At 64.5% G+C, this 14,918-nt stretch carries 14 protein-coding genes and 1 tRNA gene; 9 read left to right on the top strand and 6 right to left on the bottom strand.

The features are described 5' to 3' along the window. Positions 1–104 precede the first annotated feature (104 nt). Both ggt and HV681_RS18080 read right to left on the bottom strand, forming a co-directional pair. On the bottom strand, positions 105–1,700 hold the full coding sequence (ggt, locus tag HV681_RS18085) for a gamma-glutamyltransferase (RefSeq protein ID WP_217467862.1): 1,596 nt from the start codon (positions 1,698–1,700) through the stop codon (positions 105–107). 24 nt (positions 1,701–1,724) lie between these two features. Continuing rightward, positions 1,725–2,699 (bottom strand): Bug family tripartite tricarboxylate transporter substrate binding protein, encoded by a 975-nt coding sequence (locus HV681_RS18080; RefSeq protein WP_175124358.1) that lies wholly within the window; start codon positions 2,697–2,699, stop codon positions 1,725–1,727. 215 nt (positions 2,700–2,914) lie between these two features. Here HV681_RS18080 and HV681_RS18075 point away from each other — a divergent pair, with 215 nt between their 5' ends. Then, positions 2,915–3,571 (top strand): GntR family transcriptional regulator, encoded by a 657-nt coding sequence (locus HV681_RS18075; protein ID WP_175124357.1) that lies wholly within the window; start codon positions 2,915–2,917, stop codon positions 3,569–3,571. 314 nt (positions 3,572–3,885) lie between these two features. Here HV681_RS18075 and HV681_RS18070 read toward each other — a convergent pair. Continuing rightward, positions 3,886–3,961 (bottom strand) — tRNA-His (locus HV681_RS18070). A gap of 217 nt (positions 3,962–4,178) precedes the next feature. On the opposite strand from HV681_RS18070, the gene HV681_RS18065 reads away from it, so the two are divergent. Further along, a complete protein-coding gene (locus HV681_RS18065) occupies positions 4,179–5,636 on the top strand; it encodes a phospholipase D-like domain-containing protein (RefSeq protein WP_175124356.1) in 1,458 nt (485 codons plus the stop codon). A 67-nt stretch (positions 5,637–5,703) separates the two neighbouring features. Here the strand turns inward: HV681_RS18065 and HV681_RS18060 are convergent, their stop codons facing one another. Further along, positions 5,704–6,132: a PaaI family thioesterase gene (locus HV681_RS18060; protein ID WP_056563788.1), complete on the bottom strand. Its 429-nt coding sequence runs from the start codon at positions 6,130–6,132 to the stop codon at positions 5,704–5,706. A 196-nt stretch (positions 6,133–6,328) separates the two neighbouring features. Here HV681_RS18060 and HV681_RS18055 point away from each other — a divergent pair, with 196 nt between their 5' ends. Next, positions 6,329–7,201 carry an NAD(P)-dependent oxidoreductase gene (locus tag HV681_RS18055; RefSeq protein WP_175124355.1) on the top strand — a complete coding sequence of 291 codons (873 nt, stop codon included), beginning with the start codon at positions 6,329–6,331 and terminating at the stop codon, positions 7,199–7,201. 56 nt (positions 7,202–7,257) lie between these two features. Here HV681_RS18055 and HV681_RS18050 read toward each other — a convergent pair whose 3' ends face one another. Next, positions 7,258–8,529, bottom strand: a complete 1,272-nt coding sequence (locus HV681_RS18050) for an MFS transporter (RefSeq protein WP_175124354.1) — start codon at positions 8,527–8,529, stop codon at positions 7,258–7,260. Between the two features lie 426 nt (positions 8,530–8,955). Then, a complete protein-coding gene (locus HV681_RS18045) occupies positions 8,956–10,053 on the bottom strand; it encodes a S24 family peptidase (RefSeq protein ID WP_175124353.1) in 1,098 nt (365 codons plus the stop codon). 415 nt (positions 10,054–10,468) lie between these two features. Between HV681_RS18045 and HV681_RS18040 the strand changes: the two genes are divergently transcribed. The 6 genes from HV681_RS18040 to HV681_RS18015 all read left to right on the top strand — a co-directional run bounded on the left by HV681_RS18040 (position 10,469) and on the right by HV681_RS18015 (position 14,911). Continuing rightward, a complete protein-coding gene (locus HV681_RS18040) occupies positions 10,469–11,257 on the top strand; it encodes a YdaU family protein (protein ID WP_175124352.1) in 789 nt (262 codons plus the stop codon). Beyond that, complete coding sequence (locus HV681_RS18035; RefSeq protein ID WP_175124351.1) at positions 11,244–11,999, top strand: hypothetical protein; 756 nt, start codon at positions 11,244–11,246, stop codon at positions 11,997–11,999. The genes HV681_RS18040 and HV681_RS18035 overlap by 14 nt, the downstream gene beginning before the upstream one ends. Further along, positions 11,980–12,336 (top strand): hypothetical protein, encoded by a 357-nt coding sequence (locus HV681_RS18030; RefSeq protein ID WP_175124350.1) that lies wholly within the window; start codon positions 11,980–11,982, stop codon positions 12,334–12,336. Before HV681_RS18035 ends, HV681_RS18030 begins: the two co-directional genes overlap by 20 nt. Beyond that, on the top strand, positions 12,333–12,602 hold the full coding sequence (locus tag HV681_RS18025; RefSeq protein ID WP_175124349.1) for a hypothetical protein: 270 nt from the start codon (positions 12,333–12,335) through the stop codon (positions 12,600–12,602). Before HV681_RS18030 ends, HV681_RS18025 begins: the two co-directional genes overlap by 4 nt. A gap of 292 nt (positions 12,603–12,894) precedes the next feature. After that, complete coding sequence (locus HV681_RS18020) at positions 12,895–13,428, top strand: phage neck terminator protein (RefSeq protein WP_175124348.1); 534 nt, start codon at positions 12,895–12,897, stop codon at positions 13,426–13,428. 4 nt (positions 13,429–13,432) lie between these two features. Continuing rightward, entirely contained in the window at positions 13,433–14,911 is a 1,479-nt protein-coding gene (locus HV681_RS18015; protein WP_175124347.1) for a DUF3383 domain-containing protein, read from the top strand. Positions 14,912–14,918 lie beyond the last annotated feature (7 nt).

Genomic DNA, 14,918 nt, shown 5'->3' with positions numbered 1-14,918 from the left:
ACGGCGCGCGAAGGCGGCAGGCTGCCAGCGCGCGGGCGCGCGCCGGCAGGTCACGGATTGTCGCCGAACTTCCGCAAGGGACGTCCGGCGAGCCCCGCCACGCGTCAGAAGCCGACGGCTTGCCCGTCGCGGCGCGAGTCCGACGCCGCCACGTAGCCGCCTTGCGGCAGGCGGCAGATGAGCTGCGCCGAGCCGAATTCCAGGCTGTCCACCGGGGCCACCGCGACGTTGTGGCCGCGCGCGCGCAGCGTGTCGACCACGTCGGCCGGCAGGTGCGATTCCACGTTCACGACCGGGCCCTTCTCGACGCGGAAGCGCGGCGCGTCGCTCATGGCCTGCGGGTTCTGGCCGAAGGCCGCCAGACGCGTGACCATCTGCAGATGGCCCTGCGCCTGCATCGACCCGCCCATCACGCCAAACGACATGACCGGCTGGCCGCCGCGCGTCACGAACGCGGGGATGATGGTGTGCATCGGCTTCTTGCGCGGCGCGACCTGGTTGACGTGTTCGGGCGTCAGCACGAAGTTCAAGCCGCGGTTGTGCAGGCTGATGCCGGTACCCGGCACGACCACGCCCGAACCAAAGCCGTGATAGTTGGACTGGATGAACGACACCATCGTGCCGCTGGCGTCCGCCGCGGTCAGGTAAACGGTGCCGCCGGTGGCGGGCGTGCCCGCAGTGGGCACGCTGGCGCGGTCCATGGAAATCAGGCGGGCGCGCTCGGCCAGGTAGGCGCGGTCGAGCAGGGCACGCGCGTCGGTGCGCATGTGGCGCGGATCGGCGACGTGATGGTGCAGGTCGGCAAACGCCAGCTTCATGGCTTCGATGCTGACGTGGTAGTAGTCGGCGCTGTCGCGGCCCATGCCTTCCAGGTCGAATTGTTCCAGCATGCCCAGCGCCATCAGCGCCGAGATGCCTTGGCCGCTGGGCGGGATTTCGTGCAGCTCGTAATCGCGGAACGACTGCGAGATGGGCTTGACCCATTCGGCCTGATGTTCGGCCAGGTCGACGGCGCTGAGCGCGCCGCCCGTCTTGGCCGCGAAGTCCGCGATCTTGCGGGCCAGTTCGCCGCGGTAGAAGCTTTCACCACCGGTTTCGGCGATGTCGCGCAAGGTCTTGGCCTGGTCGGGAAAGCGCCACCATTCGCCCGCCTGCGGCGCGCGGCCCTGCGGCAGGAAGGCCTCGGCAAAGCCCGGCTCGGCCGCAAGCTTGGGCGCCTGATTGGCCCATTGGCGCGCAATGGTGGGCGACACCGCAAAGCCTTCCTCGGCGTATGCGATGGCGGGTTCGAAGAGCTTGGCGAAGGGAAGCTTACCGAAGCGGTCGGACAAGGCCTTCCAGCCCGCGATCTGACCCGGCACCGTGACCGTGCCCCAGCCGGTGCCCGGCATGGCGTCGCGGCCCTTGAAGTACTCGGGCGTCCACGCGGCCGGCGCACAGCCGCTGGAGTTCAGGCCGTGAAGCTGGCCGTCGTGCCAGATCAGGGCAAACATGTCGCCGCCGATCCCGTTCATCACGGGCTCGACGACGGTCAGGGCGATCGCGGTGGCAATGGCGCTGTCAACGGCATTGCCACCGGCCAGCAGCATGCGTAGTCCCGCCTGCGCAGCCAGCGGCTGGCTGGTCGCGACCGCGTTGGCGGCCAGGACCGGCATTTTTCGGGAAGCGTACGGAAAAGACCAATCGAAGGGGGAGGACATGGGTGCTGGAACTCGTTGGAAAAATTACTGCGGGGTGATGCCGGCCTGGTCGATCAGCTGCTTGGTGCGCGGAATCTCGGCCTTGATGAAGGCGGCGAATTCCTCGCGGCTGCCGCCACGCGGCTCGGCGCCGGCTTCGGCGAGCTTACCGCGCAATGCGGGGTCGGCGAGCACTTTGTTGACGGCTTTGTTGAGCTTGTCGAGGATTGGTGCGGGCGTGCCTTGAGGCGCGACCAGACCGTACCACGGCGCGATGTCGTAGCCCGAGAAGCCTTGCTCGGCGATCGTCGGGATGTCCGGCGCCAGCGCCGAGCGCTGCGAATTGGACATGCCCAACGCCAGCAGCGAACCGCTCTTGGCTTGGGGTAGTCCGGTCATGATGGTGTCGAAGTACATCGACACCTGACCGCTCAGCAGGGCGGGGATGGCTTCGCCGGCGCCCTTGTAGGGCACGTGCAGGATGTCGATGCCAGCGACGGACTTGAGCATCTCGCCCGCCATGTGCGAGGTCGTGCCCGTGCCGAACGAGGCATAGGTCAGCTTGCCGGGATTGGCGCGCGCATAGGCCACCATTTCGGGCAGCGTCTTGAACGGCTGCGACGGATTGGCCAGCAGGATATTCGGCGTGTAGGCCACCATCGACACCAGCTCGAAAGCGTCGGGGTCGTAGGCCAGGCGTTTCTGCAGGAAGCGGTTGGTGACGACGGCGGCCGGACCGCCCATCAGCAACGTGTAGCCGTCCGCCGCCGACCGCGCGACCGACGCGCTGCCGATCGCTGCCGCGGCGCCCGGGCGGGCCTCGATGACGAAGGGCTGGCCCAGTTCGGCGGACAGCGCCGCGCCAAGCTGGCGCGAGATCAGGTCCGTGGCCGAGCCAGCCTGGAAGGGCACGACGATGCGCACGGGATGCTGCGGCCAGTCCGTGGCTTGCGCGGCCGCTTGCGCCCCGAAGGCCATCGCGGCGGCGCCTGCCAGCGCCCGGATGAGACGAAATTTCATGGATTCCCCTTGATCGCGTTATGGAAAGCGTATGGGCCGGGTCGGGTCTGATGCCCGTTCCGGCCGAGCGGGCGCGGTCTGCCGCGTCCTGCCCTGGATTAAACGCAACGCGCGAACCCCCGGCCATAGGTATTTGCATCCATGGATCATTGGATCCAATTTGTGTTATTTTCGCCCTTATCTATCATGGCGGCTTTCCAAGCCCGGGGACGTCAGTGCTGCAATTCCAGAAGACAGCCATCAGCGCCGAAGACGAGGCGTACCTGCATCTACAGCGTGAAATCCGCCTGGGCCGCTACGCGCCCGGCCAGCGCCTCGTGCCCGACGTGGTGGCCGCTGAGATCGGCACCAGCCGCATGCCCGTGCGCGGCGCGCTGCGCCGCCTGGCGTCGGAAGGTCTGGTCGAAATCCGCGCCAACCGCGGCGCCGTGGTGCGCGGCTTGAATCAGCAGGAGATGCTCGAGGTCTTCGAGATGCGCTCCGTGCTCGAAGGGTTGGCCACGCGCAATGCCGTGGAAAACATGGGCCCCGAGCACATCCGCCGGCTGTCGAACATGCTCGAGCAGCTGGACCAGGGCGCAAACGAAGATCTTGACTGGACCGCCGCGCACCGCGAATTCCATGAATACCTGTGCAGCTTCTGTAAACAACCGCGCCTGTTGAATCAGATCTCCGAACTGCATTCGGTTGTCGAACCCTACATGCGCCTCTGGGCTGCCCAACCCGGCCGCGTGCTGCGCGTGCGCGAATCGCATCAGGAACTGATCGACGCGCTACAGACCCGCGACGCGGCACGTTGCGAGGCCGCGATGCGCCAGCACGTGCTGAATACGGTGCCCGCTTTGCAGGCGTTTTTGGAGCAGGGTGGCTGATCCAGGTGTCGCTGCGATAGCCATCCCTTGGCGCAACCGTGGCATGGGCGGCAGACACCGTTCATTCGCAACTTCGACCGGCAGCGGGGCGGCCGGTCAAACTCTGCCTCGCGGTGCGTTTTGACGGGTGATTTGATGTGCGCTGTGGTGTGCGCTTTGATGTGCGCCGTGATGGTGCGATTTGACGAGCGCTTTGGCCCGCGACTCAATATGAAAACTCATTATCCAGCGCCTGGATTATTGAATTTAATTAGCGCCAGAAAAGAAAAAAGCCGCTAAAAGCGGCTAAAAGCGGCTGATTTCAAATGAATTCTTGGGGTGGCTGATGGGGCTCGAACCCACGACAACCGGAATCACAATCCGGGACTCTACCAACTGAGCTACAGCCACCTCTGGTACTGCGTTGCACTTCAGTTTTCTTCAGTGCTTTCGTCGTTTTGCGTCTTTGAATTTTGCTTCGAAAGCTGCTCAACAACGAAGAGGCCGAATTCTAGCACGTTTTTTTGAAGGGTGTGAAATCGCCTTCAAAAAGTAGTCTTGCCACCGGCGGCAGCCTTGCTATTCTTGCGCTGGTTAACCACTGGAGGCCGTGTTTCAAGCCATCGCCATGGATCGCATACACGCATTTTTGATCGAATACTGGCCTCATGTTGCCTTTGCCATCAGCATCGTGGCGGGCACGGGCGCGGCGGTGCATGCCGCGATGACCAAGCAGGATGTGCGGGCGGCCATTGGCTGGGTGGGGGTGGCGATGTTCTCGCCGATCCTCGGGGCGCTTTTCTATTTCGTGGCGGGGATCAACCGCATTCGCAAGACGCGGGTGTCGCAGCAGCGGGACGACGCGATGCTCGAGGACGCTGGGCAGGTCGCGACGGCGCCGGTGGATGTGGTGCCCATATCGGGCGAGCAGTTTGCGTCATTGAAAGTGCTTGGCGACCGCGTCAGCCGGTTCGAGCTGCTGGGCGGCAACCAGGTGCGGCCGCTCGCTGGTGGCGACGAGACGTATCCCGCGATGCTGCAGGCCATCCGCGAGGCGCGGCACACGGTGGCGATGCAGAGCTACATCTTCGATAACGATCCGATCGGGCGCGAGGTGGCCGAGGCGCTGATCGAAGCGCAGGCGCGCGGTGTGCAGGTGCGGGTGCTGATCGACGCCGTGGGTTCCAAGTATTCACGCCCGCCGATCGTGCGCATGCTGGCGAAGGCGAACGTGCCGGTGGCGCGGTTCATGACCAATCCGATGGGCGTGCTGCGCATGCCCTACGCCAATCTGCGCAGCCACCGCAAGGTGCTGGTGGTAGACGGACGTGTGGGGTTTACGGGCGGCATGAACGTGCGGGCGGCGTTTGTCAGCGCGCTGGCGGGGGATGCCACCAACCACGACACGCACTTCCGCGTGGAAGGGCCGATCGTGACGCAGCTGATGTCGGTGTTCGCGCATGACTGGAATTTCACGACGCACGAGTCGCTGTCCGCCAAGCCGTGGTTCGATCCTGACTACCTGCCGCCGTCGGGCCACGTGCCGATCCGCTGCGTGCCGTCCGGCCCGGACCGCGCAATCGGCAGCACGCACAACATGCTGCTGGGCGCGTTGGCGGTGGCGCGGCATCACGTGCGGATCCAATCGCCTTACTTCCTGCCCGACCAGACGCTGATCGGCGCGCTGGCCACGGCGGCGCGACGTGGGATCGTCGTGGACATCGTGATTCCGGGCAAGAACAACCTGCGGCTGGTGGACTACGCGATGACGGCGCAGCTTGATCAGGTGGTGCGAACGGGCTGCCGCGTCTGGCGGTCGAGCGGTGCGTTCGATCACTCCAAACTGATGACGGTGGACGGCGCGTGGACTTACGCCGGCTCGTCGAACCTGGATCCGCGCAGCCTGCGATTGAATTTCGAATTGGACACCGAGATCTACGATCCCGAGGTGGCGCGCTGGATCGGCGCGCGCGTTGATGCGTTGATCGCCAACGCGCACCGCGTGACGCTGGAAGATCTGCTGCAGGCGCCGTTCGCGAAGCGCCTGCGCAACAAGGTGATCTGGCTGGCTACGCCTTATCTGTAGCGTGGGTCCCTTGTAGCGCGGGCCCCGGCCGGCAAGCCTGTGCCGCCGGCCATGCCCGCTTCGTCGATCAGCCGTCCGAAGCCGGCACCGCCGCATGTCGCACCGCGAACACGGCGCTCGCTTTGAGCATGACGCGGCCCTCCACCTGAAGGCGGCAGGTCGCGTAGATGAGCCGCTTGCCCTGTTTGTCGATCTGCACGTGGGCTTCGAGCCAATCACCCGGATTGACGGCATTCAGAAACTCGACGGACATCTGCGCCGTGACGACGGACACGTGGGCGTCTTCGGAAATGACGAGGCCCAGCGCACTGTCGGCAAACGTGGCCAGAAATCCGCCGTGTGCCATGCCGTGCATGTTGCCGTGCGCCGTGGTAACCCGCAGGGCCAACACGTTGTCGGCCTTGCGGCGGTAGAACGGGCCCAGGTCGTTCAGGTGGCGCATGAACTGGCTGCTGGGATACCAGGGCGTGAAACCGGCGGGAAGGGAGTCTGTCATGGCTGGCGATGCAAGAGTCCCGTAGGACGATCCCCGAAAGTATTCCAGACGCGCCCGCGCAGGCATAGCGCGGTGATCGGGGCGCGGACGCACGCGGAATTGTCACCACGCCGTGCAACCCCCCGGCCCAGCGCTCATCTTCTGAGGGTAAGATTTACGGCACAACAATCACCCTACATGGCAGGAGCATTTGAAGATGGCGAAAGTCGGCATGGTTGGTATCGGCCTCATGGGCCACGGCATTGCAAGCAACCTGGTCAAGCATGGTCACGCGCTGACCGTGCTCGAACACCCGGGCAACCAGCCGCTGGACGCGCTCAAGGCGGCCGGCGCGGTCAGCGTGACCAGCGGGGCCGAGCTGGCTGCGCAGTCGGATGTGATCATCCTGTGCGTCACCGGCAGCCCGCAGGTCGAAGCCGTGCTGCTGTCGCCGGCCGGTGTGCTCGAGGGGCTGCGTCCCGGCACCGTCATCATCGATTGCTCAACGGCCATTCCGTCGTCGACCGTTAAGGTCGCACAGGCCGTCACCGAAAGCGGCGGGCGCTTTCTGGACGCGCCCATGACGCGCACCCCGAAAGAAGCCGCCGAAGGCCGTCTTAACCTGCTGGTGGGCGGCGATGCGGCGTTGTTTGACGAATGCAAGCCGCTCTTGGCCTGCTTCGCTGAAAACATCACGCATGCCGGCCCGGTGGGCGCCGGCCATCGCATGAAGCTGCTGCACAACTATGTGTCGCTGGGCGTGGTGGCGCTGCTGTCCGAAGCCGCGGCGTGCGCGCTGCGTTCGGACATCGACCCGGCCGTCTTTGCGGAAGTGCTGACCAAGGGCGGCGGCGGCGGTGTGGCGCTGGAGCGCATCAAGCCGTACCTGCTGGAGCAGGATCCGTCGTCCCTGCGATTTTTCATGTCGAACGCGCAGAAGGATCTTTCGTACTACAACACCATGGCCGCCGAAGCCGGGGCGGTCCGCGAGATCGGCGCCGCCGTGCAGCAAACGTTCGACCAGGCCGTTGCGCAAGGCGGCGGCGAACGTTATGTGCCCGAGCTGGTGTCGTTGCTGAAAGACCGTTAACGCCTGCGGGCCGGGGTGCGGCGCATCCCCGGCAAGTCGCCCAAGGCGCGGGCGATTCAGCGTCCGGCGGCAGGCACTGCCCGTGGCGCGCGCAGGATTCCGCGCGGCGGCAGGCGCATCGAGATGAATGCGGCCAGGAACAGCAGCGCGCCGGCCGACCCGAAGGCCACCCAGTGCGTGCCAAAGGTCTCGAACGCCCAGCCGCCCAGCCACGAGCTGATCATGCCGCCGATCTGGTGGCCCAGATACGTCAGCCCGTACAGCACGCCAACCAGCCGGATGCCATACACGTCCGCCAGGATGGCCGAGGACAGCGCAATGCTGCCGGCCCAGACGATGCCGCCGATGGTCGCAGCCAGATACAGTTCCCAATGTGCGCCCACCATGACCAGCGCGAAGAATCCCAGTCCCCGCACCAGATAGATGGCCGCAAGGATGTTGCGGCGTTCGACCTGGTCGGACATGCGGCCCAGCACCAAGGTGCTGAAAATGGCGACCAAGCCAATCAGGCCGATGCCCAGCGAACTGGTTGTGGCGTCAAAGCCGTGGTCCATCAGCATGGGCATGCCGTGCGTGCCCAGCAGGTTCATGCTGAAACCACAGGCAAACAGACCCAGCGCGACCTGCCAGAACGGCAACGTGCGCAGGGCCTCGCCCAGCCCCGGCGCGGGCGCCTTGGATGTCGGCTTGGCCGTGCCGGTCTTTTCGATGATCTGATGGGGCAGCAGGTCGGTGTGCTCGGGTGCCTCGTCGCGCATCACGAAAAGCGCGACCGGCACGGTCAGCAGCGCAAACAGCACGGCAAAGCCCAGCAGCGTTTCCTGCCAGCCGACCGCCGAGATGGCGTAGGTGAGCGTCGGGGTCATCAGCGCGATGCCGGCCATCGACCCGGTGGACAGGAAGAAGAGCGCCATGCCGCGCTGGCGCGTGAACCAGCGGCTGATCACCGGCGTCAGCGCGACCGGACTGGTGAAGGCCAGACCCACGGATAGCGCAACGCCAAAGGCCAGCAAGAATTCGAGCGGTCCGCGCGCGAAGACGGTCCAGATGGAAGCCAATACCACGATGGCCGTGCCGGTCAGCAGGACGAAGCGCGTGCCGCGGATGCTGACCAGATAACCCGCCAGCGGCATGCCCAGGCCATAGCACAGCATGCCGATGGCGACGATGCCCGACAGCAGGCTGCGCGAAAAACCCAGGCTCTCGGCCATGGGCAGAAAGAACGGTCCGATGCCCATGCGCAGGCCGACCGTAAACAGGGTGAGTACCGTGGCGGCGCCGACGATGTTCCAGCCGAAATACCAGCCGCCCGACTCTTGCTTGTCCAATCCGCTTCTCCTCGATGTCTTTTCTTGTGGCCGCTTGCGCGCCAGGACTTGCAGACACCGAGGGCAGGCACGGAGGGACGCTCCGCTGTCGACAGGGGTGGGAAGGACCAGGCGTGAATCGGCTTGCTTGCGCCGGCGGGTTTGACGCCAGACGCGTCATATTACTCCTGGCTATAAAGCCGAATCCGGCCAAGTCAGAAAATCCTGTCATGTGAGCGGCCAGATTCCCTGTGGCGGTGTTTTGCGGATCCGCTGCTGTAGATGAACAGCCTAAGCGTTGCGACGCTAGCAGCTAGATGACTCATTAATGATGCAAAAACAGTATTAGTGAATCATTAATATGACGAAGCATCACCTGCCGGGTTAGAGACAGCGGAAAAGCTTAGTCGAGTAAGACTTTTCGCCACGTCCCGTCCGATCTTGCGGCTACGCTTTTACCCACTGACCGGCGTCGTCGTGGCGCAGTCGGGCGCCCGCCCAGACCACACGGCCCAGTACACGAACAGGTACGCCGTTTTCGAGCGGAATGTCAGCGTGCGACGGGTTAAACGACCGCGCTACCCACAAGCCCGTAACCCTGTCCTTTGATACCGTCTTCACGATCATCTTGCCGTCGTAGTTGATGGCGTAGACGCCGCCCGCCGCGACATCGTGCAACGTCAGGCTTTCGTTGGGCACCACTAGCAAGGCCGCCCCGTCGCGGATGATGGGTTCCATGCTGTCGCCCTTGGCGTAAACGACGCGGCCCTTTCCATGGGCTGCACCCACCGACTTCAGGAATGACTTGCGGAACTGGATCATTCCCGTCTGTTCTTCGGTGTGGTTTTCGATCGGCTCGCCGGCGGCCAGGCGTACGTCCGCCAACTCGGGAACCCGTTCGAACTTGTCGTTGGCGGCAGGTGGTTCGCCGGCGCCCACGTTCGTCACGACGCCGGTCTCGGTGCTGATTCGAACACGGCGCTCGCGTTCGGACTGGTGAGTGGTTTTGCCACCGTCCCAAGGCGGGGGAGACAGGCCCTCGATCCGCATCGGAAACTCGTCCCGCGACAGGTACGTGTCGACCAGCGAGTCACTGCGCAACACGGTCGGGATCGGGGCAACGACGGGCGCGGGCGACACGTCCAGACCCAGTTTCAATTGCGCGATCGCCAATGCCAACGCGCCTTGCAGCTTGTTCAACTGGTCGGGAGACAGCGCGCGCACCTGCGCTTCCGGGATGCTGGGGAAGGGCCATGGTGCGGAGGGCTGCGCGGGCGGGAATGTGGCGCCAGCCCCGTTGCCGACGGGCGACTTCGGACCGGTGCCGTCATAGAGCCATTGCGCGTTCACGCGCAAAAGCGGGGCGACCCTCATGCAGGTCGCCATATCCATGCCGTTGGAACCGTTGAACCAGTGCGTGGCAGCACCGGAAGAGGCGTTGGCAGCCTTCCATAGATCGGTCTTGGTCAGCCGAGGCTCTGCAGCATCCGCGCGGCGGGACGCTTCCTCGTTGAACGCCTGGGTGATTCGCTTTTGAAAGGTCATCTTAGGATGCTAAACAAAAATGTTCTTAGGTGGCTTGCTTTCAGTATCTTAGCATTCTAAGATTTATGCATGAGAGCAAAAACGATCGACTCGTCTCTTATTGATGCACTGGGCGGGACGGGCCGCGTGGCATCCCTTTGCGGGATCACGCCCGGGGCGGTATCCCAGTGGCGAACCAACGGCGTCCCGAAGGCGTGGCGAGAGTTCCTGCGGCTGGCACGCCCCGAGGCCGTCAAGGCGTGGGAGGCCAGGCGAATCGGGCTTGAGGATCAGCGGCCGCCCTGACGTTCCGATGGGGCCCGTTGCCGGTCCCTCGCTTGCACCGGCCTTGCTGCCGGATTCAGCAAGTCCACCTATCAAAGCCATTCACAAACCTGCCGGGCGCCTTGCTCGCCGCCGGGCTGCTGGAGCACGCATGAACTACTACAGCCACAACATCGGCGACTACGCCCAGGCGACGACCCATCTGAGCCTCGTGGAAGACGCCATCTACAGCCGCCTGCTGCGGCGGTACTACGCGGAGGAAGAACCCATCGTCGACAACCTGGCGCAGATCTTTCGCTGGGTCGGCGCGCGTACCGATGAAGAAAAGGAGGCCACCGCACAGATTCTCGCCGAGTACTTTCAACTGCACGAGGGCTATTGGCGCAACAAACGCGCCGACGCGGAGATCGCCGCCTATCACGTCAAGGCCGAGACGGCCAAAGCCAACGGCAAGCGGGGAGGGCGGCCCAGAAAGGAGGGGCCGGGCGTAAACCCACCGGAAACCGGATCGCAAGCCAACCAAGAACCAGAAACCAAGAACCAGGAATTGAAAGAGACTCCCCCCAGCCCCCGCGCACGGGTGAACGGGTTCGATGCCTCGACCATCGAACTTCCGGACTGGCTTGATCGCGAGGAATGGTGCAGTTGGGTTGCTGACCGGAAGGTTCGCCGAAAGCCGGTGACGCAGGAGGCGGCCCGGCGCCAGCTGCAACAGCTTGCCGCCTATCTGGCCGAAGGACATCAACCGGGCGCCGTGATCGCGAACAGCATCGCGGGCGGGTATCAGGGGCTCTATCCGCCGCGGGTTCAAGCCCAATCGAATGTGCCGGCAAGCCGGGCGCAGCGCCTCGCCGACTGGACCGACGATCTGCGCGACGTGCTGGCCAGCGATGGCCGCCCGCGGGAAAAGTTCATGGGGACGATCGATGCAAGCCACTGACATCCAGCCCACGAGCCTGGGCGCGCTGGTGGTCAACGAAATGTGGCTCATGTACGGCTCGAAATTCGCGCAGCAATGGCAGGGCCTGACGGCGCGCGAACTGAAAGACGCATGGAACCAGAAGCTCGAGGGCCTGAACGAAAGCCAGGTTCGGCGCGGCCTGGTGGCCTGCCTCACGCAGGAATGGCCGCCGACCTTGCCCCAGTTCATCAAGCTGTGTTGTCCGTGGACGGTCCCGGAGGTGGCGTATCACGAAGCGGTGCGTGGCATGACGGCTCGCAGGCGGGGAGAGCAGGGCGCCTGGTCGCATCCTGCGGTGTATTGGGCCGCAGTAGGCGTGAGCACCGTGGATCTGCTGGGCTGCACCTATGGGGCCATCAAGACACGCTGGGAAAAGACGCTAAGCGACGAGCTGGCCAAAGGATCGTGGCCGGACATTCCGCAACCGAGAACGGCGCTTCCCGCGCCGGGCCGCACGCTGGCCACACGCGCCGAGGCCGAGGCGGCCTTGAAAACCATGGGCGCGGAAAAACTGTTGAGACAACAGGGACGCCCGCATCGCAGCTGGATCGCCAAGTGGGAGGCGCGTATCGCGCGCGGCGATCACCCCAGCCTGGGCATCGCCCAGATGATCGCGCGCGCCAAGGGCGAACGCGAAGAGACGGCGTGCGACAGCAAGGGAAAGGCACACGGAAAGCAAGGCAAACCATGCGAGGCGAACGATGCGAAAGTTGACGGGTGACGACCTGATGTGGAATTGGGCGAGGTGGACGTGGTCGGGCGCGTCCGTGGGCAATATGCCAGTGCACGTGTCCGAAGAGGACGACTACCGGCCGATCAACGATCACCACGCGCAGGTGGTGGAAGCGATGCATGCCGCGCTGCCTTGGCATGAACGAATGATCATCATCGCCGAGTATCCCCAGAAGCACGCGATGTTTGGTGAGCTGCTGGCGCGCGAGCGCAGGGCAAAGGCCTTGGACTGGATTGCCCGCACGACCGGTGTGGTGCTGACTGAAACCGAATACAAACTGTACCTGGGCCTGTTTCGCAGCCAGGTGGAAAGGAGGCTGGCGTGAAGTACGCGCACGAAGTGATGGATCTGATGGCCTGCTATCCCGGCCGGTCGTTTCGACTGATGGAACTGGTTCGCCATGTGTCGCACGGCCGCGCTTTGTCGCCCGCCGAGAAGACGCGATTGCAGCGCGGCATCCAGCGCGCCATGGATGCGTTGCAGGACACCGGCAGCGTCATCATTCAAGAGCCGGAAACCGGCGGCCACGGCAGGTCGTATGCATGGCGTGTGACGGAACCGTCACAAGGCGCCGTCATCGCGGTCACGTAATCGGTCACAATGGGCCCGGGGCATTGCGCCCATCACCAATGCAGCCCCGGTCCGCCGGGGCTTTTTGCTTTCCGTAGCACTGTTCCGTCGCTGGCCGCTTCATGCCGGACGCGGATCGCATGGGACATCGCGTGTGACGGTTCCGTCACAAGCCCTCGCCTTATCGGTCACGCGTTCGGTCACAATAGGCCCGGGACATTGCGTCCCAAGCAAACGAAGCCCCGGCCATGCCGGGGCTTTTTGTTTTGGGGGCGAGCTTCGGTTCAACCCTTTCAGGCAGGAATCCAGCGCCATGCGCATTCAGATAAGCATCACTGAAAGTCAGCTGGTCGAAGACCTGGTCATCTTCTTCAAGACCCTGGTGGATGGCGAAGTGATTCGCGGTCTTCCTGACCAGCTTCCTGCTCCCATGCGCGAGTGCATCGTCATCACGCCGATGGCCGCGCTGGGACTCTCGCTGCCGCTCATGACCTATGCCGATCCCTCGCCCGCATCGGGCGCGCGGACCATCACGCAGGCCACGCAATGGTCGGCGCGGGTGGACAGCTACGGCGAACAGGCGCAGGACCACGCTCTGACGCTGGCAATGGCTTTGCGCAGTCAGCACGGCTGCGACTTCCTGAAGGAGCTTGGCCACGCGCAGCCGCTGTACTCGGGTGAGATCACCCATTTGCCTATCGACGGCGCGGACCACCCGCGCTTTGAACGGTGGTCATTCGACACCGCCTTGCAGTTCAACCCTTCCATCACCATGCCGCAGCAGTTTGCGGCCCAACTTCACGTGGGCCTCATCGAGGTCGACACCACCTACCCTACGGGAGCTTAACGCTATGTCCATTCCCGCCAGTGAAATCGTCCAGGTCGTCCCGGGCGTGATCGCAGCCGGCGGATCGGCCCTCGATTTGAACGGCCTGATCCTGACCAACGATACGGCCGTCCCCATCGGCGCCGTCCAGAGTTTCGCGACGGCGCGCGACGTGCAGCGCTTTTTCGGTCCGACCTCGACCGAGGCCAACCTGGCCGACGTCTATTTCAACGGGTTCGACAACTCGACCCGCAAGCCGGGCAACCTGCTGTTCGCGCAATATCCCGCCGAACCGGTTGCCGCCTATCTGCGCGGCGGCTCCATGGCCACGGTCACGCTTGTCGAACTGCAGGCGCTGTCCGGCACCCTGACCGTGACCGTGGACGGCGTGGCCAAGACGTCCGGCAACATCGACCTGTCGGCGGCAACCAGCTTTTCGAACGCCGCATCCGTCATCGAAGCGGCCTTCACCGCGTTGGGCGCGGACTGCGCCTATGACGCGCAGCGCGCCGCCTTCGTGATCACGTCGGCCAGCGACGGCGCAGCCAGCACCGTGTCGCACGGCAGTGGGTCCATCGCGTCGGGCCTGAAGCTGACGCAGGCCGCCGGCGCCGTCGTGTCGCAAGGCGTAGGGGCAGGTGTGCCGGCCGTGAACATGAGCCAGATCACCGACCTGACCCAGAACTGGGCCGCGTTCATGACGACCTTCGAGCCCGATACCGCTGGCAAGACGGCGTTCTCGGCATGGACCAACGCCCAGGGCGATCGCTACGCCTACGTCGGCTGGGACACGGATGTCACCGCCACGCAGCAGGGCAATACCTCGCACTGGGCCGCCATCGTCAGCGCCAACGAGTACTCGGGCTCGGTGCCGGTCTATCAGGACGTCCACCACGCGGCCTTCATCCTGGGCGCCATTGCGTCGCTCGACTTCGAACGCACCAACGGCCGCGCCACGCTGGCCTTCAAAGGCCAGTCCGGCCTCGCGTTCTCCGTGACCGACGCCACGACCGCGCAGACGCTGATCGACAACGGCTACAACTTCTACGGCGATTACGCGACCAGCAACGATCGCTTCCGGTTTCTGTACCCGGGCCAGATCAGCGGCAACTGGAAATGGGTCGACTCCTACGTCAACCAGATCTGGCTGAACGCGGCCTTCCAGCAGGCGCTGATGTCGCTGCTGACCCAGGTGAACTCGGTGCCCTACAACCTTGACGGCTACACGCTGATCGACGCGGCCTGCCTGGACCCGATCAACGCCGCGGTCAACTTCGGCGCCATCCGCGCCGGCGTGACGCTGTCGAGCCAGCAAAAGGCGCAGGTCAACAACATGGCCGGCGTCGACATCTCAGACACGCTGCAGAGCCGCGGCTGGTACCTGCAGATCAAGGACGCCACCCCGCAGGTGCGCGAAGCGCGCGGCACCCCGCCCATGACGTTCTGGTACATGGACGGCGGTTCCGTCCAAAACATCACCCTGGCCTCGCTGGCCATTCTTTAAGGATTCA

It is taken from the genome of Achromobacter animicus, assembly GCF_902859585.1.
Classification (GTDB): Bacteria; Pseudomonadota; Gammaproteobacteria; order Burkholderiales; family Burkholderiaceae_B; genus Achromobacter; species Achromobacter animicus.
Note: the sequence above shows the minus strand (reverse complement) of the source record. Positions and strands in the feature narration are given on the sequence as shown.

Bases quoted from the DNA above. Each gene is read 5' to 3' on its own strand.
- HV681_RS18020 (WP_175124348.1), top strand. From the start codon at position 12,895: ATGCGCATTCAGATAAGCATCACTGAAAGTCAGCTGGTCGAAGACCTG.
- HV681_RS18030 (WP_175124350.1), top strand. From the start codon at position 11,980: ATGCGAAAGTTGACGGGTGACGACCTGATGTGGAATTGGGCGAGGTGG.
- HV681_RS18040 (WP_175124352.1), top strand. From the start codon at position 10,469: ATGAACTACTACAGCCACAACATCGGCGACTACGCCCAGGCGACGACC.
- HV681_RS18060 (WP_056563788.1), bottom strand. From the start codon at position 6,132: ATGACAGACTCCCTTCCCGCCGGTTTCACGCCCTGGTATCCCAGCAGC.
- HV681_RS18055 (WP_175124355.1), top strand. From the start codon at position 6,329: ATGGCGAAAGTCGGCATGGTTGGTATCGGCCTCATGGGCCACGGCATT.
- HV681_RS18015 (WP_175124347.1), top strand. From the start codon at position 13,433: ATGTCCATTCCCGCCAGTGAAATCGTCCAGGTCGTCCCGGGCGTGATC.
- HV681_RS18065 (WP_175124356.1), top strand. From the start codon at position 4,179: ATGGATCGCATACACGCATTTTTGATCGAATACTGGCCTCATGTTGCC.
- HV681_RS18035 (WP_175124351.1), top strand. From the start codon at position 11,244: ATGCAAGCCACTGACATCCAGCCCACGAGCCTGGGCGCGCTGGTGGTC.
- HV681_RS18080 (WP_175124358.1), bottom strand. From the start codon at position 2,699: ATGAAATTTCGTCTCATCCGGGCGCTGGCAGGCGCCGCCGCGATGGCC.
- ggt (WP_217467862.1), bottom strand. From the start codon at position 1,700: ATGTCCTCCCCCTTCGATTGGTCTTTTCCGTACGCTTCCCGAAAAATG.
- HV681_RS18045 (WP_175124353.1), bottom strand. From the start codon at position 10,053: ATGACCTTTCAAAAGCGAATCACCCAGGCGTTCAACGAGGAAGCGTCC.